A 17,710-nucleotide genomic window follows, 5' to 3' on the forward strand; every position below is an offset into this window, starting at 1 on the left:
GCTGCTGTCGAGGATCCCAGCGAGCAGGGTATGACTCTGCTGCATCATGCCGTGGACGTAGAGGGCGATGGTGCCCTCCAGTCTGGAGGGCGTCTGCATGTGGACATCACGGCCCTCTTGCTGGCCCGAGGCGCAAGCCCTGACGCCGTCGATCGCGAAGGCCGCACGCCTTTGGACTACGCACTCGCCAATGGGCACTGGCTTGCCGTGGAGCTGCTTACGGCCTGGAGCCGCGATCATGTGCCGGCCAGCCCGGGTGACTAATTGGGTGACGACCGGTGCGATCGGCGAGGAACGACCACGGACATCGGTGGACTATTGACGCTGCTAGACGCTCCAACCGTCCCAGGTCAGCGAGCCGTGTTGGTTGCCTGGGGGTCAAGTGTCGGTTTGTAGTAGACGTGTCGGCACAAAGATCCGCTATTTATTTCCAAGTCGTAGCAGACTCCAGCGCAAGGATAGGTCCAGGGAGTATGTGAGCGGGTCGCATGGCCGACCGCGAGCGTCGTCGAACTTCACTATCACCTCGTACTTGGCCGGAAGTTCTTCGCGCTTCTGGTAGTGCTCAACAACGAATTCGAATAGGAACCGAAACTCTCCGCTTGGTGGCAGATTAGGTATCCCGTCCCTGAGGACCGGATATTCGGAGATTCGTCTTGGTTCTGCCGCATGAGGGTAGAGGGTGCTCTGCAATTCCGGCGTAAAACTGAACCTAATGTTCCGGGCTGTCGTTTTTCCTGTGTTCAGAATGACCAGGTCGACGAACTTGTGACTTGTCGGGTTGCTTTGTAGGTCGACGACGATGTAGGGAGATGCCTGCTCGATGCGTAGGCGGCGCGCCTCCTTGACTTGATGCCATGCCACGGTTGCCGCCACTACGGCAATGCTCACGGTGCCAACATCCGCGATAGCGCCCACAACATCGGTCCACTCGGCCATGTCTCCACCCTGTCACGGGTCAGCAAGCAAGGCCGCAGGCGCTTGCCAGCGGGTAGCTGTCGACAGCAACGACGACAGCAACGACGACAGCAACCGGCCGGGACGAGAGCAGTCAGCGGTGGCCGAGCGCGGACAGTTGCCCGAGGTCGCAGACGCGGACGGGCCCCGCCGGACGACATGCCCAGAACTTGTAAGCGAGACGTCACCCGAGCATTCAGGGGCGGGAGGTGAGGTCGTCCCGCTCCTCGGGGGTCATCTCCTGGTAGGTGTTCCAGAAGGTTTGGAAGGGTGCGGCTAGTTCGGTGCCGTAGGGCTCGGTGGTTGCTGCTTGGCGGAGGGTGAGTTGTCCGTCTTGGACTGCGTTGGCCATCTCGCTGAGTAGCGGGTTGTTGCTGCGGGCGAGCTGGTCCAGGACCCGGTGCAGGGCTTGGGTTCGGTGTTCGTTGCCGCTGGTGATGTCGTCGAGGTGGTTCATGGTGGTTACGCCTTCATGCCGGCGAGGGGGTGGTCGTAGCGACCGCCGTCGGGGAGTGCGGGGAGGGCGACGGTGTCGAGGTCGCTGAGTTCGCGGGTCAGGATGGCGCGGAAGGTGAGGACAGCGGCGGCGATCTGCTGGCAGAGTTTGGTCGCCTCACCCCAGAGCCGAAACATGTTGGCGACTTCGGCGGCGGCGAGACCGTAGCCGACGGCCGGGCCGACGGCGGTGTACGCGGTGACGGTGCCGGCGGCAGCGGCGACCCCGGTGATGATGGCGGCGTCGATGAGGCTCTTGACGACACCTCCGAGGGCTTCCCCGGCGGACCAGACCGCGTCGGACATCTCTCGGTATGCCGTGCTGATGGCAGCCAGGGGGGCGCGGAGGTCGGAGGTGGCGTTCGCGGTCGTGGTGAAGTAGCGGAACGCGCCGTCACCGGCGATCCCTCGCCAGAAGGGGCGCAGGGTGGTGGTGCCGGACTGGACGTTGTAGGCCAGGTCGTGCAGGGCGCCACCGACGTTGCCGACGACTGGCCCCATCTTGGCCAGGGCTTCCCAGTCTCCGGAGACCTCGCTTTGTAGCTTGCCGATGGGGTCGAAACCGAAGACGCGGTCAAAGACCTCGTTGAGCCAGTTCGCGGGGCTTATGTAGTCCATCCAGCCCAGCGCGTTCGCGGGCTTGTCCGGGTCTCCGGGGGTGTCGAGATGGCCACGAACGTCTCGGACGTCGACGAAGTTGGCCGGAGCGCACGGGTTGTTCGCCAGCTCCAGCTCCAGCGGGGTGATGCACCGATCGACCGCTGCCGGGAGGGTGCGGTCGAGGCGGTCGGCGTTGGCCAGGTCGGCGGCGCGGTAGTAGCCGGCGGAGGCCCGCAATTCGGGGGCGGAGTTCTCCAGGAGGCAGGCAAGCCGGTTGAGGGTGCCGCTGATGACCGCCACCGCTTGCTCGTGTGCGGCTTTGGCGATCCGGATCTGCTCGCCCCCGGTGGCCACTTCGGCGTGACGGAAGAGGTAGGCGCGGATCTCCCACACGTCGGCCGCCGAGCGATCGACCTGGCGGGCGAAGCCGATCAGCGCTTCCGGTTCCACCGATAGCGTCATCGGTGACCGCCTAGTCCGCGAGGAAGATGCCGGTCACGCCTACCACGGCCAGGACGACGGCGACGGCGAGAACGTAGAGCCGTGGACGCGGCTCCCGGACGAAGTAGGTTGCCAGGCCGAACGCGCCACCGAGGATCGACACCGCGTACCAGACGAAGCTCGTCGGCGTGGCCTCACCGATGACCATCAACCAGGTAGCCATGACCGCGACGAAGATGGTCGCGTAGGCGACGGTCTGCCGCAGGTTCCGGTAAGCCGTGTGCTGCAAGCCAGCGACCGACTCACGGTAGTCCTCCACCGCAGCAGCGCGCTCCTCCTCGCTGACCTGCCGTCGCCTCTTGCGGCTACCAGACCTCTGGCTCCCACTCATGCTGCAGAAGATACCAACGACGGTTACAGCGTCGCTGCCCTGAGTAACACAGTCGATCGTCCCACGCCGCGACCCGTCAAGAACGCCCTAGCCGAGAGTCAAAGGCACCATCGGGCCAGGCTGACAGCGGCGATCTACGTGCTGAGTGAGCATCACGCGCGGTTGCGGGCAGCGCAGCCAAGTGAGCAGCCAAGCCAGCGAGCTTGACGGACGATGGCGGACCGGGTCGTCAGGTGGGCGCGAGTCCCAAGCGGTGAACCAGGGTCGCAGCCGACTCGTAATGCGTAGATCACCATTCAAACAAGGACGTACGCATCCCTATTCTGGCGTCAGGGTGAAGGTGACGCTGTCTGACTGGGTGTAGCCGGTCAGCTTGTCGGTTACGGTGATCTTGATCGTGTGGCTGCCTGCTGTTGCTGACCTTCGAGGTAGCACGCATTCCCTCATCGGTGCCGTTAGGACATCTTTGCCTTGAGAGTCCACGCATGTCCACGAAACCTCGTTCGGTGCCAGCGGCTTCGTGTCGAAGGACAACCGGACCTCGGAATTGGTCCGTGCTGTGTCCGGGCCGGTCCGGCCGGAGCTTGTCCACTCTAGACCCGACAGGTGAAACGTCGCTGCAGGCGCGGTGCCGCTCGGGCCGTTCGGCCCCGCCGGGTGAGGTGCTGTGCCGCTCGCGGACGTTGTTGTCGGCGGGGGGAACGCGCCCTCAGGAGGGGAGGTTCGGGGAGTTGGCGAGCCTTCTGTGCCAGCCGGTGCTGTCGGTACCGTAGTGGCATTGCCGGGAGCTTGACGGGGGAAGGTCAGGTTGAAGGTGTCCCGCCCAAGGGCGGCCACAGTCACAAGGAGTGAGAGGACGGCGAGGATCACGGTCGATACCGCAGCATGATCGTGAATCCACCTCAGGATCTGTCTCACCTGCGGCCTGCTCTGCGGGGGCAGTGAAGGGCCGAAACCCGGTTGGTCGGATAGGTCGGATGTGGTCGCTCTGCGCTCGGCGTAGGCGTAGTCACGTGTTCGAGTGTGCTGACCAGCGTCGGTAGGTTGGTATCGACTGATCGTGTAGGGGAGTCCGGCCAAGCATCTCTGAGATCAGTCGATGTCGCGGTGATCTCGGGGTCCGCCCGGACTGCTACGGCTGTCGTCAGCAACGTCGTTATACGGCAGCGCGATGACGAGCCCTGACACAGAAGACGAGACTCCAAGCGCAGCCGTTGCTGGACGCGTGCGGATGACGCACAGAGCTTACAAACGAGGGGTTGTGAAGAGAGTCCGCTCTACTGGTGGAGAGCGTCGCCTTCCCCCGGCCCCTGGGGGCGGCCGAGCTGTTCGATGTCCCTCGCCCATTGACGAGTAAGCGCAAGTGCTGCTTGGCGGTCCTTTACCCGTTGCCGATGCAGACGGTCGCGGCTCTGGCCATCCTCTCCGAGGTGGGATGGAAGCGGGTAGGCCACGACCGGCCAGCGGCCGGACATTGCCCGGTACGGCCATACCACCGCGGTGGCAAGCAGCGCGGCAAGCCAGTTGAGCAGGTAGCCGATAGTCAGAACCAGGAGGATGGCTAGCGCGATGATCTCGAAGGGTCCTCCATCCGCGCCTTGAAGCGCGGGCTGGGGAAACCGGGGGCGCCAGGCGAGACGACGACGGCCCACCCGCCACAGGCGTACCTGACCGGACTCGTTGCTCCAGTGCAGGGGTACAGCGCGCTGTTGAGCCGGAGATCCGGGGACGTCAAGACCCATCCGGGCTTTCAGCATGTCTTTCCCTCCGGAATTCTCGCGCCGACCAGCTCCCGGTACGGCAGTGAGCGCTCGGAGTACTCGGTGAAACGAGCCTTCCTTCGCGAGTTCGCCGAGGAGCTGTTCGGGTACGACGACTTGGCCTACGACAGCCGGGACCTTCGCGATGCACTCGGCGGCATCTGGCCGATCCAGCGCCTGCTCAACGCCACTCAGCCCGGACCTCTGGGGGAACGACCGGCGGTCGAGATCAGGTATACCGGCATCTCGGTGCCGCTGCTCACCCTCCGCCCCGAGGTGTATGTGCTCGTGCTGGTTCGTCAGCCCGGCTGGTTCGATGAGCTAGTGAGCGGAGCGGAGCTCAAGTGCCGCCGGCACGGATTCAATCTGAACTGGGAGTTTGAGGACGACCGCGACGATATCGACGGCAAGAGGCTGAACTCGATCCGCATTGAACTTGACGATCAGTTCGCGCTCACCGGAAGGCAGCGGCTCACTCCGCTCAACACCGTTCCTCATGCCGCCGCGGCGCTGTGGCTGGGCGCGCAGGTCGCTCGCGACCTGGTGTAGCGGGCACTTTCGCACCGGCAGCCCGCTGGGCCTGTGCCCCCCGACCTGCACCTCCGGCACGATGAGCTCTTCGGCGATCCCGAAGACCTCGGCCATGGTGCTCCCGGTTGCCAATCGGCCAGCATCCGCACATGCCGAGGTGAGGAAGGCGTTCGTATGGTGAGTCACCGCAGTGCTGCTGCGAGTTCGGCGGCGTTGTCGAACGCGGGTGCCGCCCTTTCGGATTCGTCTTCCGTGAGCGTGACGGACTGGGCGCGGGCCAGCATCTCGGCCGCAGTCTTTGGATCGTGCAGCACCATCGCGAGTTCGGCGCGGTAGACCAGGACCTCTACCTGCTCGACCGGGTCGTCGTCGGCTTGCGGGCGGGCCAACGCGCTGTCGAGGATCCGAACGGCCTGTCCGACGCTTCCCCTGGAATCGGCCTGCACGACAGCATTCGCTAGGGCCTTGGCCAGCCGCCCGGCAGGCGTGGCGGCCGGCATGGGCGCCTTGGCGGGGTCCCGAAAGACGCGGATCCAGTTGCCGCCCGGGTCGATGACGCTGAATCCGCCCAACCCGTCGGCGTTCTTCCGCGCCCTAGGCCGGGTCATCCGCGGCGTTCCGGACACCAGTACCTTGCCGTACGCGGCGCGCATGCCGGCTGCGAATGCCCGATGTAGTCCCTCGATGTCCGCGGTGAGTACGAGACAGGAGCCATAGGACTGCTCCGGGTCAAATCCGGCGATCTCGAAGAACTGCAGATGCAGGTCTTCCCGCTGCACCCCCACACACGCGTTGGGCTTGCGTTGCTTGTACGTGGTGCGGAAACCGAGAACTCCGTAGAAGGTTTCGATGTCGTCGATGGATGCGCACGGCAGCAGGGGAACGGTCACCTCGTTGGTCATGCCTCCTTCCTAAGCGTCGCAGGGTGTCCGTCGCACATGGAAGTAGCCGATCATCGCCTTCGTTCATCCGATCGGCCGATGACCCAGGACGCAACGCTGCCTAGCCGAGCCATCGGCGGCCGCTTCCTGCCTGCCATATGTCTCGCCAAGATCAGGCGCCCGGATCTGCCGCTTAGCATGGTCGGGCGCTCGGGTAGAAGATCGCCGCCGCTTCGAGTTGGAGGGCGGCGACCGCAGACGGAAGATCAGTGGCTGTGGGGGGTCCGATGGAGGTGTCGAGTCCGGTCGACGTGCCGCGGCTGCGGGCCGGGCTCGACACGGCTACAAGGGTGCAGTTCCAGGCGCCGCTCTCCGATGCGGACTACCGTACGCTCGCCGCGATCCTGGTGGAGCATCCGTCCGTCACCCTGCGCGCATATGGCTCCGATACCGAATTGTCCACGCTGCGGTTCCTGCGCTGGCTTCCGCACCTTCGCCGCCTCAGCGTGGCCGGCCTGCTCCACCTGACCGACCTGACCCCACTGCACCAACTGGACGCCGACGTCGAGGTCCTCGACGTCGGTGAGACCCGCAAACCGCTCGACCTCACCCCGGCCACCGGGTTCCGGAACCTGCGTGAGCTCAGGATCGCAACACTTCACCGTGGCCTTGCGGACCTGCTCCACAGCAACCCCATCCTGCAGGGCCTTGCCCTGTGGAGAATCCGGTCGACCGAATCCTTCCGATCGTCACACTGCCGCACCTGCAGTCGCTGTCACTTACCCTCGGCTCCCTGACCGACGCTGAATGGCTCACCCAGATCCCGACCCTGAGCTACCTCGCGGTTCGCAACGTCCGTCGACTCACCAACCTCGAACCGGTGACACACCTACCCGCGCTGCAATGGCTGATCCTGAACGCCCTGGGCATCGATCAGCTTCCCGACTTCAGTCCCAGCACCGCGCTGCTCCGCGTCGACCTCGACGGCATGCGGCGCCTACGCCAGCCCAACGCCCTTCATGGGCTCGCCGCCGTCCCTCGACTCCAGGACCTCTGGGTCACCCAGTCGTCGCTACCGGTCGAGGCGATCATCCCATTTACCAGCCATCCCACCCTGACCCATGTTGGCCTCGGCCTCGGAAGCGAACGCCGCAACCGCGCGGCCGAACACCTGCTCGGGCGGACACCACCACGCGACGACCACCACTTCGCCGCGACCCACAACCTGCTGCACATCCTGTAAGCCCACGTAGGCGACGACAGCCGCGACCGCCGCCAATTTTTCAGCAGCCCCTCATTCGCGCTGACCGTCGAATCGGCCCCGGCCACAGCCACCTACATCTCGGCGACGCGGGCGCCCGCTCCGCATCTAAGATCGACATGCACTCGTGCCGCTGTCGGAGCGGAGTCTAGGAACCGGCTGCCTGCTACAGGCGCCGTCTACTGGTCGACGGTGAAGACGACGTGTCTGCCGGCCTGGGCGGCGCGTGCGAAGAAGGCGATGACGCCGGTGAAGTTCTCCCACGTGTATTCGAAGTCTTCGTCGCCGAACTCGGGTCCGTAGTCGGCGACGTCGATTCCCTCGTATCCCGCTCGGAGCCTCTCGCGTGACACCGTGGTCAGGGCCTTGGCTACGTCGCATACCTGCTCCGGTGTGAGGAGGCTGACGATGTACTCCTCGCCCTTGTGCAGTTGGCGACCGCCAAGAGTGTGACGGCGTTGAGCGGGTGGTCGCCGTTGTTGTCACCAAGGAGGCCGTCCGTCAGGCTGCGGTGGATCGCGTCCCACGCCTTGTCGGTATCGCAGTGATCAACGCCGGTTGTTTCCTCTTCGACCTCCTCGATCAGATCGATCACGACGTCATCATCCTTTGCCGCAAACAGCCTCGCCGCCATGTCCTCGTTGATCGCGAAGTGCACGCCCAGACTGCCCATGATCATCCTCCTCTGCGGGTTGCCCGGCATCCTCACATGCCGCCGTGAACGAGGCGTCGATGGTCACCGATGGCGGCCGACCATGATGCGCGTGGAGGTCTATGCCGTGCGGCTCCGGGTCGGCGAACCATCGAGCAGGGCGCCCAACTGCGCGGCGGACTCGTCGGTCAGACGATAGACGCCTTGAAGGCTGACGGAGCGTTCGAGACGACCGTTGACGACGTACTTCAAGGTGCGCTGTTCTCCGCGTCGGTTGCGCCAGGTCAGCGCGCTGAGCAGGTCGCCGGGGACGGCGAGGTCGAAGCAGATCGGTGTCGCTTCGACATGTACCGGGCTCGCCCCGCATCCGGCGGCGCCGAGCATCGCCCAGGCGTCGTGACCCGGATATGCCCGGTCGCGCCATGTTGTCGGAGCGGCGCCGCAACAGTCGCGCCGCTGCTTGTCCACGACACAGAGACGGCTCACCACGTAGACCACGCATCGGTTGACATGCAGCGCGAAGACATCGTCGCCGACGCCAACGCTGGTCCAACTGGGAAGAGACTGGTGCACCCCGCTGAACGCCACCGGGGGCCGCTGGCCGATGCGGTACCTGCGGAGCTCCCGGCAGACGTCATGGGTCCACAAGGTGGTGAAGGCGGCGCCCATGGCCGTGATCATAAGAGCGAGGACTGACAGCCTCGATCCATAACGGCCAACCGCGAGGCACCACACAAACCGGCGCCTTTGCGCACCCGCCCTCGATCCCATACGAATCTGCCGCTGCTGAGGCGCGGCATCGGTGAGTGCGGTCGGTGACGGCCGGACCCTGGGAGCAGGTTGAGAGCGCCTGGGGCTAACGGGCGCTGGCCGGGCATCGGCGCCAGCCGAGGCCGCGCGGGGCAGCAGCCACAATCCGTTGCTGAACAACCTGCCGGACCGTCCATCTCAGCCCGCCGGCATCAGCCCGATCACGAGCCCGGGAGCGGGGGAGCAGGTGGGGAGCAACAGGGTGCACTGAACGGCCTTCAACCGTACCGAACGGCACGCATCGGCGCGCAACTGCACCCGCCCCTAGCTGCGGGTTCTCATTTCCGCAGGTCAGAGTGGGTGCGGCGTCCTGCTTCACTGCGGAGTGCTCCGCGATGCTGTGCAGCGGTCGACCACGCTCTATGTCGCCTGGCAGGAGATTGTGCGCAGGCCGCGGCGGTAAGGAGCTGCTGGATGACTAGCCCTTGCACCTGGGAGCAGATTGGGTGCAGGTTGGCGAAGTGGTCACCGGGACCGAAGTGCTGACCGGTTGGCGTCGCGCGCAGAGCGCTGAGCTGGGATGATGCCGGCGAGCGGTTCGGCGTGACCCCCCAGAGAACTCCGAAGTGGTCAGGGTTCTCTGCTCCCGGCTTGGCTGGTGCCGGCTGTCGACCTGAGGCCCGCCGACGCTTTTACGGAGGCCGTGTTGCATCGATGTACGACCCTGGGCGCCGTCGTGGTGCCGTCGGTATGGATCTTGCGGCCTGAGTCCCGAATCCCGTAGGAAAGCCGCTGAGCAGGGCTTCCTCGACGGTGACCACTTCGGCGCGCCCGAATGCTTCAGCACCGGCAGCTCCGCTTCACGAGCCGGCGACGTCCGCTCATGACGAGAGGCGGATGTCTGGGCGAATCTTCCGTGATCAAATCCGCGATCGTTGGCTGATCTCGGTGACGACTACCTTGTCGGGTATCGCTATGGAACTCAACGGGCGCAGCGGTCATAAGAGGGTGTGAGGGATAGGGCGGACATGACCCGGGCCGACGACGGCGAGTTGTGGCGGCGGGCACGCCAGGGAGAGGCCGAGTGCTTCGGCGTGCTCTTCGACCGGCACGGGGAGGCCGTCCGGGCTTTGTGTGCGCGCCGAACCGGCTCGAGCGACGCCGCCGATGATTTGGTCTCCATCGTGTTCCTGGAGGCCTGGCGCCGGCGGGGTGAGGTTGAGCTGGTTGATGGCAACGCCTTGCCGTGGCTGTACGGCATTGCACGCCGGACCATGCAGCATCGCTGGCGGACCGCGCTGCGGCATCGGCGGGCGCTGGAGCGGCTGACACCCGCGCCGGCCACGCCCGACCATGCCGACGAGGTCGCCGGCCGGCTCGATGACGATCGGCACCTGGCCCGGTTGCGGGCGGCCCTCGAGCGACTGAGGCCGCCCGACCGTGACGTGCTGTTGCTCTGCGTCTGGCAGGGCCTCTCCTACGCCGAGGCGGCGGTAGCGCTCGGTGTACGAGTCGGCACCGTCCGATCGCGGCTGTCCCGGGCGCGGTCCCGGCTCGGGGCCGAGACAGAAGCCCTGAACACACCCCACCCCGCAGCCTGCCCAAGGACCGCCTCAGCACAGCGACGGGAGATGTCATGAGCGATCTGCGAACCCGCCTGGACCCACAGCGCCAGGCCGAGATCCGGCGACTGCTAGTTGCGCAGGCATCGCAGGGAACTGTGGTGACTCGGAGCCGCCGCATCGCCCTCGCCGGTGCCTTCGCTGCGGTGGTCGTCACTACCGGCGTCGTTGCCCTCGCCGTCTATCCCGACCCGCCGCCGCCGACCTATGCCGCCTGGACGGCCGTTCCGCAGGCCGCTCCACCACTGACCGCTCCGGATGAAGAAATCGAGCGTTGGGCCTCGAAGTGCAGTGACCTCGGCGTCGGTGGGGTGGGCGTCGGGGGCGTCCCGGCACGCCCGAAAGCCGCGGCTCGCCGGGAGGTGCTGGTCGATCGGCGCGGCGGTTTCACCTACTGCGTCGATGTTTCGCTTGGCAGCGGCACTTCCTCGGATCCGCTGATCGCCCTGTCCGGTCTGAAAGCCGAGGGGCGCAATGGCCCCAACCTCATGCAGGCCACCGTCTCCGACAAACCGTTCGCCAAGCCGCAAGGCAGTGCTGTGTTGGTGCTCGGCGGCATCTCGGAGACATCGCCCGGCGGCATCCAAGCCTTCCAGCTGTATGGCCTGAGCGGCCCCGCTGTGACCGGCGTCGACGTTGTACTCACGAATGGCCTGCGAGTGACCGCCACGGTGAGGAACGGTGTCTGGGGTGTGTGGTGGCCCAGCGATCGGGGCGATCCCGCCGGCTGCAAGCTGCACGTGCGCACTGCCGCCGGCGTGACGCTCGTCGACCCGGATTCCGTCCGGCTACGGATCCAATGAACCAAAGAGGTTCGCGACCCTGGAGCTTCCTGGCGTAACGTCATCTGCCGCCATCTCGCCATCGCCGGTTGACCCATTGAGCTGGCCCCCGAGCAAGATCGAAAATCTGGATCTGCCGCCGACCGGGCGTCATTTGCATGACGAGGCGCGGTCGGGTCGAACGCGCGGTCGTGCCGAGAAGAGTGCGCCCTAATGAGTGCGCTGGGTGGCTCTCATGGCAGGCGCTCCTGTCAGTCAGAGGAGTGCAGGCGTGGCGAATATGGATGAGCCGTCTCCATCGTGACAGTGCCGGTCACGGCCGGCCTTGTCGGTCACCGGGCGGCGGCGGTACTGGTGGCGGACGAGACGCGAGCTGGTCCAGCGCGTCCTCGTACATCCCGACCTTGAAGTTGATCAGGTCCAGACACTTCCGGAGCTGGTCCATTTGGTCCACGACCCGCTCTCGGTGCTCCCGTAGCAGCACCAGGCGTTCCGCCTCGGTGCCGCCGCCCGCGCGGACCAGCTCGGTGTAGCGCCGGATCGCCGGCAGCGGCATGCCGGAGCCGCGCAGGATCACGCTGACGGTGAGCCAGTCCACGTCGTCCTCGTGGTAGATCCGGCGCCCGCCGGGATCGCGCCGGACCGGGTTGGCCAGGATGCCTTCCCGCTCGTAGGTCCGCAGCGTGTGTACGCTCAGCCCAGTGCGCTCGGCGACTTCGCCGATGCTCAGGCCCGGGACGACTTCGGACATGCTGTCCAGCGTATGGGTTGACCTAGAGTCGGCTCCAGCTCCTAGGGTGCTCGCACGGATAGCGGGCGGGCCGGTCGCCCTGGGGTAATCGGGGACACCGCTTGGCAGGAGACCCTCGTAAGATCATCTTCACGCAGTTAATCGAACGGCCGTAGGGTGTCACTGCGTACGGCGCGGCGAGCGTGAAGTCCATGCCGGATATGGTCAGAGCGAGATTCCGGGTCGTGCGGGTGGAGCAGACGCCGTCAGATGCGTTCGCTACGGCGGCTGAGGCCGTGCGCGCGGTGCGTCAGGCGTTGCGAGACCACGGCGTTGCCGACAGCGCCGTGGAGCGGTCACGGCTGGATCTCAAGAGTTCGTGGAGCCGCTATGGCCCGGACCGAGTTCTCCTCGGCTATCAGTGTCAGGCGTCGTTTGCGATGGAGTCGGGCCGTCTGGACATCGTTCAGCAACTGCTTGATGACGTCGTAGCCGCTGGCGCGAACGAGATCGAGGCGGTCGACTTCGATGTCACGACGAAGGCCGAGATGCGGGCGGAAGCTCGGCGTCAGGCGGTAGCGGCTGCTCGGCGGAAGGCCGAGTTGTACGCCGACGCGGCCGGTGTCCGGCTCGGTGCGGTCGTGCATATCGATGACGTCGATCCTGAAAACGTGGGACACGAACGGTACCGTGGCCACGGTACGGGCGGAGAGGCTTCCGCCCAGGACCTCGCACCCGGACACGTAGTGGTCTCGGCTGCGGTGATCCTCGGTTTCTCGATCACCCACGACTGATACCTCGTCCTGGGCCCCCGGACGTTTCCACCGCGCACCGCTCTGCGCCGCCTGTCCGCGCCTCGCCACGCACATCCCCTCGTACCGGTTCTCGATCGGGCCGCTTAAGGACGACCGGATCTGCCGCCGACCGGGCGTCACGGTACGTCACAGAGGGCGCGGCGATGCTCAACGCGTGGTCCTGCCGATGAGCGCGCGTTCCATTGGCCCTGGTCGCTGCCCGCGCTTTGGCCGACCGGGTGACGTCGAGGTCGTCGCCGGCCAGCCGGTGGGCACAAGACCAGAAGCTACGCGCCAAGATCGCGTTGCTTTTGCAACGTGGCGCCGATGACGATCCCCGGGGCTGCACGACGCTGCCGTCACCGTATGCATGTGGGCAGGCAACCCGTCGACGCCCACGAGACAGTCCCCGACCGGCGTCGTCGGTGACACCGGTCGGGGCCTGTCGGGGTTCGTCTGCGGCTCAGGGCACGGTGATCGGGATGATGGCCTCCGGGTCGTTGATGGTGACCTGCCCGTCGAACGGCGGCGCTTGCGAAACCGATACGTAGTGGTTGCCGAGGTTGACCGGATCGTCGAGCAGCACCGGCTTGTCGGCGGCCACGAGGGTGAACGGCACCGAAGTACGCGACTGCGCCTGCGGTCCGGGGACGGTGCATACCAGCGCCGTCTGATTGGAGCCTGGACGGACGGCGCAGCCACTCCAGTCCTCGCCCGCCGGCCGGACCTGGCTCGGCAGGATGAGCAGGATCTCCAGCCGAGCGACGTCGACGGCGCCGTCATTGCGTACCGTGACCGTCAGCCGGCCCGTGAATCCGTTGCCTTGCGGTCGGAACGACAAGGTGGAGGGTGCGACGGACAGCAGTGCGGACGGTGGCTGCGCCGGGAAGGTGGTTGGGCCGTCCACCTGCCGGAACCGCCCGTCTTGCCAGGCGTACGTGCGCCATTGGTTCGGCACCGTGTTCTGCCCACCGTCGGTGTATTCCTTGGAGACCAGTACCGCGACCCGGCCGCCGTCGCGGGCCTCGAGATAGTCCATCATCGCGAGCCCGTCCTGCGTGCCGACGATCCGGCCGATCGGCACCAGTTCCTGACCGCTGCGGCGGAATGCGACGATCTGGCTGCCGCCCGCCTCTGGTCCTTCACCGCACATCAAGTGAGCGACGTAGTCCTCGGTACCGTCGTGGTCGACGTCAGCCGCGAGGTAGGACAAGACGTTCACCGGTCGGTGCGTGGCATCGCGTAGGTACTGGCCATCCTTCAGAGATACCCGGCCCTTGGTGCAGGTGGCGTCGGCAGCCGCGCCCCAGGTGGGGACCGTGATGGTGGCCGACCTGAAGGGGCCCAGGTCCGGCTCGCCGCCCTGCTGCTCGGTCGGCAGCACGGTCGGCGATGGTGCGGGGGCGGTCCCCGGCGGCGTCGGTGGGCGGTCGGTCCGGACGGCGACGGCGGTGCTCAGCGCCACCGCGGCGACCGCGAGTCCGGCCACGGCGGTGACGGCGGTGCGGCGGACCCGGATGCGGTGGGAGGTGGCCAGGGCCCGCTCGCGCAGGTCGACGGCATCGACCTCGGTGGCGATCTCGCTCAGGCCTCGGCGCAAGTTGTCGATCTCAATCATCGCGCATCTCCGCTCACATTGACGCTGCTGAGCTCCGGCGCGAGCACGCGCAGCCGCTCGAGCGCCTTCGCGGTCTGGCTCTTGATGGTGCCGACGCTGACGCCCAGGGTCTCCGCCGCCTGCACCTCGGTTAGGTCGTCGAAGAACCTCAGGACGACGACTGCGCGCTGCTTGGCGGTAAGGCGGGACAAAGCGCTGCGCAACGACAGTCGCAGCACCGTCTGCTCGGCGTGATCGGTCTGGACGGCAGGCTGGTCTGGCACATCACCGGTGAACGACTCGACGATGCGGCGCCGCCGCCAGCGCGACACCTGGAGGTGATACATCGTCTTGCGGGTATACGCCTCGGCGTTACCGGTGGCGTCCAGATTCCGCCACGCACGATGGGTGAGCCCCAGCGCGGTCTGGACGAGATCCTCGGCCAAGTGCTGATCGCCGGTGAGCAGATATGCCGAACGGAGCAGCGCCGACGTCCTGGCCCGGACAAACGCGTCGAAGTCAGGAGCACGAGCGTCCACGTCCGCCTCTTCTCGACTGAACATTGGGGGGTGACCTACCAGCCAAGACGACCAGTAGCGGGAAAAGGTTGGGGCGTGTCGAAAATTCTGCGGTCATGGCCCGACGCCGAGCCGGCAGTGGACCGCTGAAGGGCTGGCGCTGCCGGTCATTCGCGGGGCCTCCGACGGGCTGGACGGTGGCATGCTGGCCGACCAGCAAAGACCTACCTGTACTCGATCGACTGCCCGCGCGCCCACAGCGTCGAGCGTGCCTGGCCACGCATTGCAGCCGCAGCTGCGCAGGCGGGTTCGGCGGGACCGCGTCTCCACATCCGCTTTCGGCGCGCCAACGAGCGGCCGAACTCATCGATGGTGAAGATTGTCAGCGCACACGTAGAGCCATCGGGAAGGTCGACGAACGCGTCAACGTTGGCCACCGTGTCCACGGTGTCCGTGTCTGGATCGAGCAGGAACCTTGCCACGAACGTCGGCTCGCTGATGGTGGTGTACGGATCGCCGTTGCCCATGGACGCCAATCATCGCGTATGGCGTGCAGTCCTCGTCTGCCGCTGATGGTGCTTACCCAATCCCCACCCATGTGCCGATGCGGTAGCGGCGTTACAACCACTGCTCATCGATGTTGCCGGCGTAGAGGTACGCGGTGCGGTAGGCCGGCCGCGCGAACAGCTCCGACTCGCCCGAGTACACAGCAGCGAGCATGCCCAGCCGGTACCACCAGCCGTTCGTGATGCCACCAACCTCTGCGACCGGTTGCATCGCGGTCAGGTCGAGCTGGCCGACGGCCGAATCGGTCAGCCTGGTGACCGTGTCCGCGACGTCCATCGCCGCATACGCCAGAGCCAAGGCCTCAACCCAGCCGTCGATGCTGCGATGCAACGGGACCCACTGCCCATCGTCGCCACCGGCGATACCGAACGTGCCGTCCGGACCGATCAGGAACTCGTACGGCACAGCGGTGCGTTGCGGCCCGGCCTCGAAGAACCACCCCGGGGGAGCAAAGGTGTCTTCCCACTCAGGCGTGTCCACGCTGAGCACCCGCGGGCCCGCGGCATCCTCGGGCATGCCCGGCGCGGACGGCAGGACAAGGCCACCCCACCGGGCCCGATACGCCTCGGCGCGGTCGATGACGTCGTCAGGGATCTGCGACTCCTGCCACGCGTCTCGAAACTGACCCACCGGCGGCACGTCGAGCCAAACTCCGTGAACGTTGACGAACGAGCGGGCCCGTCTGCTCAAACCCGCCGGCGGCCGACGCGATCCCAACACATGCACATGGTATCCAGCTGTTGGATGCGCTCTCATGCCGCCGACCGAGCGCGGGAGTGTGGATCTAGCGGTGTTTCGATCACGGGTCGCCTACGCCGAGATCCGCGACGACGAGAAGGCCGCCACCGCCGCTCCGCAACGTGGTCGCCTGCTTCACCGACCGAGGCGTCACCGTTGAGCGGGTCTGACCAAAAACGGCTCCGCCCCCAAAGTCCTACACCTGGCGCAAAGCCTTTCTGATCGACATGCATCACTTCCGGTCATCTTCGCCGCTCAGATCGACTCCAGGATGAGCTCGGCCTGGGAGTAGATCAGCCCGGGAACGAACAGCTCGATCGAGACGGTCTCGGTCGCTCCCGGGGCGAGGGCCCAGGTGCCCAGCGCAGTGGGGTCACGCGGGGCGGTCGGGCGTGTGCAGAGGACGTCGGTGCGGGTGCCGAGGCGGTCGGTGACCTGCACCGGCCCGTTCCAGGTGGTCTCACCATTGTCCGTGCTGCGCGACAGCCCGTGACCGAAGGACAGCCGGATGGTGCGGGTCCCCGACGACGGGTTGTTGAAGGCGAAGCTGACCCGGTAGCGGAAGCCGTAGTTGCCGTAGCTGCGGGTCGCGCCGTCGCTGAGGACGGCCACGCCAGGGGCTGACTGGTCCAACTCGGGGCGGTTGTAGGTGATGGTGTCGATGCCGTAGCCGGCGTAGGCGGGCGCGGCCGGGACAGCGATCTGTGCCGCCGAGTTGGTGCTCCACACGGAATTGGCGTAGATGCCGGCCATCCGGCCCGGCTCGTCGACCGACGGGTTCTCCCGCTGGATGTTGCCCGGTGCCGCCGCGTTGTTGTTCTGGGAGTAGCTGATCGCGGTGCTGGCGCTGCCGTCGCTGGTCATCACCGTGTACAGGTAGGCGCTGCCACCGACGACCGTGATCCGGATCCGGCCGTCGATCAGGTTGGCGGGGTTCATCCGGGCGACCACGGCCTGGACGGCCTTGCCCGGCTGGACGGTGAGGATCCCGAAGCGGATGTTCGCTCGCGGTGACTGCCAGTCCTTCTCGATGTCGAGCCAGTCCCGGGCCACCCGATGGCTGGGGCCGCCGCCGCAGCGGGCGGCGGGGTCGGGGTCGAGTGGCACCTGGTCGTTGGTGTACATCGAACCCACTCCGCTGACCTGAATGGCCGTCGTGCTCGGATTCGAGATGAGGACGTGCAGGTACCTGGTGGTGCTGGTGCCGTTCTGGTGGTAGAGGTACAGGGGCACGTCGCCGGTGACCGCGTACGCGCGCCCGCCGCGCGCGGTGGAGCGGGAGTGCAGCATCAGCCACCCGTTTCCGGTGACATTCTCCGGGTTGTTGCTGACCGCGATCTGCGGCCCCGACAGCCCACCGGGAAGCTGCTGCAACTGGTCGAGGGGGACGGTACGGCTCGGCCCGGGGGCGGCGCCTGTGCGCCAGGTCGCCTCGACAGCGGCCACCGGGGCAGGCGCGGCGCCGACGACGATCGCGGTTATCACCAGTAACGCCAAAGGCCAGCGGGCCGACGTGATTCTCTGCATATCCAACCCCTCAACACCATCGCTTGATCATGCACGGGTCATACGAACGCCATTTCCCTTACGCGATTCGGATCGACCGAGCGTCGACCGGCCGTCGAACGTGACCATCACTCGAC

20 protein-coding genes and 1 pseudogene are annotated in these 17,710 nt (G+C 66.4%); 7 read left to right on the top strand and 14 right to left on the bottom strand.

What is annotated here, in order from left to right; genetic code table 11:
• Positions 1-51 precede the first annotated feature (51 nt).
• A complete protein-coding gene (locus ACTMSW_RS11280) occupies positions 52-264 on the top strand; it encodes an ankyrin repeat domain-containing protein (RefSeq protein ID WP_441180643.1) in 213 nt (70 codons plus the stop codon).
• A gap of 156 nt (positions 265-420) precedes the next feature.
• Here ACTMSW_RS11280 and ACTMSW_RS11285 read toward each other — a convergent pair whose 3' ends face one another.
• The 4 genes from ACTMSW_RS11285 to ACTMSW_RS11300 all read right to left on the bottom strand — a co-directional run bounded on the left by ACTMSW_RS11285 (position 421) and on the right by ACTMSW_RS11300 (position 2,884).
• Positions 421-939, bottom strand: coding sequence for a hypothetical protein (locus tag ACTMSW_RS11285; RefSeq protein WP_441180482.1), 519 nt, complete (start codon positions 937-939; stop codon positions 421-423).
• 214 nt (positions 940-1,153) lie between these two features.
• The gene (locus tag ACTMSW_RS11290) at positions 1,154-1,414 is read right to left on the bottom strand and encodes a hypothetical protein (RefSeq protein WP_441180483.1); all 261 of its coding nucleotides are present in this window, start codon (positions 1,412-1,414) and stop codon (positions 1,154-1,156) included.
• 5 nt (positions 1,415-1,419) lie between these two features.
• Positions 1,420-2,514, bottom strand: coding sequence for a hypothetical protein (locus ACTMSW_RS11295; RefSeq protein WP_441180484.1), 1,095 nt, complete (start codon positions 2,512-2,514; stop codon positions 1,420-1,422).
• Between the two features lie 10 nt (positions 2,515-2,524).
• Positions 2,525-2,884: a hypothetical protein gene (locus tag ACTMSW_RS11300; RefSeq protein ID WP_441180485.1), complete on the bottom strand. Its 360-nt coding sequence runs from the start codon at positions 2,882-2,884 to the stop codon at positions 2,525-2,527.
• 1,823 nt (positions 2,885-4,707) lie between these two features.
• Here ACTMSW_RS11300 and ACTMSW_RS11305 point away from each other — a divergent pair.
• A complete protein-coding gene (locus ACTMSW_RS11305; RefSeq protein ID WP_441180486.1) occupies positions 4,708-5,193 on the top strand; it encodes a hypothetical protein in 486 nt (161 codons plus the stop codon).
• A gap of 164 nt (positions 5,194-5,357) precedes the next feature.
• On the opposite strand, the gene ACTMSW_RS11310 is transcribed toward ACTMSW_RS11305, so the two are convergent.
• Positions 5,358-6,077: a VOC family protein gene (locus ACTMSW_RS11310; RefSeq protein WP_441180487.1), complete on the bottom strand. Its 720-nt coding sequence runs from the start codon at positions 6,075-6,077 to the stop codon at positions 5,358-5,360.
• Positions 6,078-6,343: 266 nt separating this feature from the next.
• Here ACTMSW_RS11310 and ACTMSW_RS11315 point away from each other — a divergent pair, with 266 nt between their 5' ends.
• Positions 6,344-6,853: a hypothetical protein gene (locus ACTMSW_RS11315; RefSeq protein WP_441180488.1), complete on the top strand. Its 510-nt coding sequence runs from the start codon at positions 6,344-6,346 to the stop codon at positions 6,851-6,853.
• Positions 6,854-6,936: 83 nt separating this feature from the next.
• Entirely contained in the window at positions 6,937-7,299 is a 363-nt protein-coding gene (locus ACTMSW_RS11320; protein WP_441180489.1) for a hypothetical protein, read from the top strand.
• 197 nt (positions 7,300-7,496) lie between these two features.
• On the opposite strand, the gene ACTMSW_RS11325 is transcribed toward ACTMSW_RS11320, so the two are convergent.
• From ACTMSW_RS11325 to ACTMSW_RS11335, 3 genes are all read right to left on the bottom strand, one after another.
• Positions 7,497-7,748, bottom strand: coding sequence for a DUF1877 family protein (locus ACTMSW_RS11325; protein ID WP_441180644.1), 252 nt, complete (start codon positions 7,746-7,748; stop codon positions 7,497-7,499).
• Positions 7,688-7,990: a DUF1877 family protein gene (locus ACTMSW_RS11330; protein WP_441180490.1), complete on the bottom strand. Its 303-nt coding sequence runs from the start codon at positions 7,988-7,990 to the stop codon at positions 7,688-7,690. The genes ACTMSW_RS11325 and ACTMSW_RS11330 overlap by 61 nt, the downstream gene beginning before the upstream one ends.
• A 99-nt stretch (positions 7,991-8,089) precedes the next feature.
• Complete coding sequence (locus ACTMSW_RS11335) at positions 8,090-8,638, bottom strand: hypothetical protein (RefSeq protein ID WP_441180491.1); 549 nt, start codon at positions 8,636-8,638, stop codon at positions 8,090-8,092.
• A 1,109-nt stretch (positions 8,639-9,747) separates the two neighbouring features.
• Here ACTMSW_RS11335 and ACTMSW_RS11340 point away from each other — a divergent pair.
• Together ACTMSW_RS11340 and ACTMSW_RS11345 are read left to right on the top strand one after the other, a co-directional pair.
• On the top strand, positions 9,748-10,359 hold the full coding sequence (locus tag ACTMSW_RS11340) for an RNA polymerase sigma factor (protein WP_441180492.1): 612 nt from the start codon (positions 9,748-9,750) through the stop codon (positions 10,357-10,359).
• Positions 10,356-11,144 carry a hypothetical protein gene (locus ACTMSW_RS11345; protein ID WP_441180493.1) on the top strand — a complete coding sequence of 263 codons (789 nt, stop codon included), beginning with the start codon at positions 10,356-10,358 and terminating at the stop codon, positions 11,142-11,144. Before ACTMSW_RS11340 ends, ACTMSW_RS11345 begins: the two co-directional genes overlap by 4 nt.
• A 292-nt stretch (positions 11,145-11,436) precedes the next feature.
• Here ACTMSW_RS11345 and ACTMSW_RS11350 read toward each other — a convergent pair whose 3' ends face one another.
• The gene (locus ACTMSW_RS11350) at positions 11,437-11,874 is read right to left on the bottom strand and encodes a MerR family transcriptional regulator (protein ID WP_441180494.1); all 438 of its coding nucleotides are present in this window, start codon (positions 11,872-11,874) and stop codon (positions 11,437-11,439) included.
• A 173-nt stretch (positions 11,875-12,047) separates the two neighbouring features.
• On the opposite strand from ACTMSW_RS11350, the pseudogene ACTMSW_RS11355 reads away from it, so the two are divergent.
• A pseudogene (locus tag ACTMSW_RS11355) lies at positions 12,048-12,647 on the top strand (SIMPL domain-containing protein); the annotation flags it as partial.
• A 463-nt stretch (positions 12,648-13,110) separates the two neighbouring features.
• Here the strand turns inward: ACTMSW_RS11355 and ACTMSW_RS11360 are convergent.
• From ACTMSW_RS11360 to ACTMSW_RS11380, 5 genes are all read right to left on the bottom strand, one after another.
• On the bottom strand, positions 13,111-14,265 hold the full coding sequence (locus ACTMSW_RS11360) for a hypothetical protein (RefSeq protein ID WP_441180495.1): 1,155 nt from the start codon (positions 14,263-14,265) through the stop codon (positions 13,111-13,113).
• Positions 14,262-14,783, bottom strand: coding sequence for a SigE family RNA polymerase sigma factor (locus ACTMSW_RS11365; protein ID WP_441180496.1), 522 nt, complete (start codon positions 14,781-14,783; stop codon positions 14,262-14,264). Before ACTMSW_RS11365 ends, ACTMSW_RS11360 begins: the two co-directional genes overlap by 4 nt.
• 203 nt (positions 14,784-14,986) lie before the next feature.
• Positions 14,987-15,289 carry a hypothetical protein gene (locus ACTMSW_RS11370; protein WP_441180497.1) on the bottom strand — a complete coding sequence of 101 codons (303 nt, stop codon included), beginning with the start codon at positions 15,287-15,289 and terminating at the stop codon, positions 14,987-14,989.
• A 91-nt stretch (positions 15,290-15,380) separates the two neighbouring features.
• Positions 15,381-15,968 (bottom strand): hypothetical protein, encoded by a 588-nt coding sequence (locus ACTMSW_RS11375; RefSeq protein WP_441180645.1) that lies wholly within the window; start codon positions 15,966-15,968, stop codon positions 15,381-15,383.
• A 354-nt stretch (positions 15,969-16,322) separates the two neighbouring features.
• Positions 16,323-17,552: a DUF3370 family protein gene (locus ACTMSW_RS11380; protein ID WP_441180498.1), complete on the bottom strand. Its 1,230-nt coding sequence runs from the start codon at positions 17,550-17,552 to the stop codon at positions 16,323-16,325.
• Positions 17,553-17,710: the final 158 nt, after the last annotated feature.

Source organism: Micromonospora sp. BQ11, from assembly GCF_052068135.1.
GTDB lineage: Bacteria > Actinomycetota > Actinomycetes > Mycobacteriales > Micromonosporaceae > Micromonospora.

What these genes read in the sequence shown, in the direction of transcription:
- ACTMSW_RS11310 (WP_441180487.1), bottom strand. Translation starts at nt 6,077, where the DNA reads ATGACCAACGAGGTGACCGTTCCCCTGCTGCCGTGCGCATCCATCGAC.
- ACTMSW_RS11360 (WP_441180495.1), bottom strand. Translation starts at nt 14,265, where the DNA reads ATGATTGAGATCGACAACTTGCGCCGAGGCCTGAGCGAGATCGCCACC.
- ACTMSW_RS11295 (WP_441180484.1), bottom strand. Translation starts at nt 2,514, where the DNA reads ATGACGCTATCGGTGGAACCGGAAGCGCTGATCGGCTTCGCCCGCCAG.
- ACTMSW_RS11330 (WP_441180490.1), bottom strand. Translation starts at nt 7,990, where the DNA reads ATGGGCAGTCTGGGCGTGCACTTCGCGATCAACGAGGACATGGCGGCG.
- ACTMSW_RS11350 (WP_441180494.1), bottom strand. Translation starts at nt 11,874, where the DNA reads ATGTCCGAAGTCGTCCCGGGCCTGAGCATCGGCGAAGTCGCCGAGCGC.
- ACTMSW_RS11290 (WP_441180483.1), bottom strand. Translation starts at nt 1,414, where the DNA reads ATGAACCACCTCGACGACATCACCAGCGGCAACGAACACCGAACCCAA.
- ACTMSW_RS11340 (WP_441180492.1), top strand. Translation starts at nt 9,748, where the DNA reads ATGACCCGGGCCGACGACGGCGAGTTGTGGCGGCGGGCACGCCAGGGA.
- ACTMSW_RS11300 (WP_441180485.1), bottom strand. Translation starts at nt 2,884, where the DNA reads ATGAGTGGGAGCCAGAGGTCTGGTAGCCGCAAGAGGCGACGGCAGGTC.
- ACTMSW_RS11370 (WP_441180497.1), bottom strand. Translation starts at nt 15,289, where the DNA reads ATGGGCAACGGCGATCCGTACACCACCATCAGCGAGCCGACGTTCGTG.
- ACTMSW_RS11315 (WP_441180488.1), top strand. Translation starts at nt 6,344, where the DNA reads ATGGAGGTGTCGAGTCCGGTCGACGTGCCGCGGCTGCGGGCCGGGCTC.
- ACTMSW_RS11335 (WP_441180491.1), bottom strand. Translation starts at nt 8,638, where the DNA reads ATGGGCGCCGCCTTCACCACCTTGTGGACCCATGACGTCTGCCGGGAG.
- ACTMSW_RS11285 (WP_441180482.1), bottom strand. Translation starts at nt 939, where the DNA reads ATGGCCGAGTGGACCGATGTTGTGGGCGCTATCGCGGATGTTGGCACC.
- ACTMSW_RS11345 (WP_441180493.1), top strand. Translation starts at nt 10,356, where the DNA reads ATGAGCGATCTGCGAACCCGCCTGGACCCACAGCGCCAGGCCGAGATC.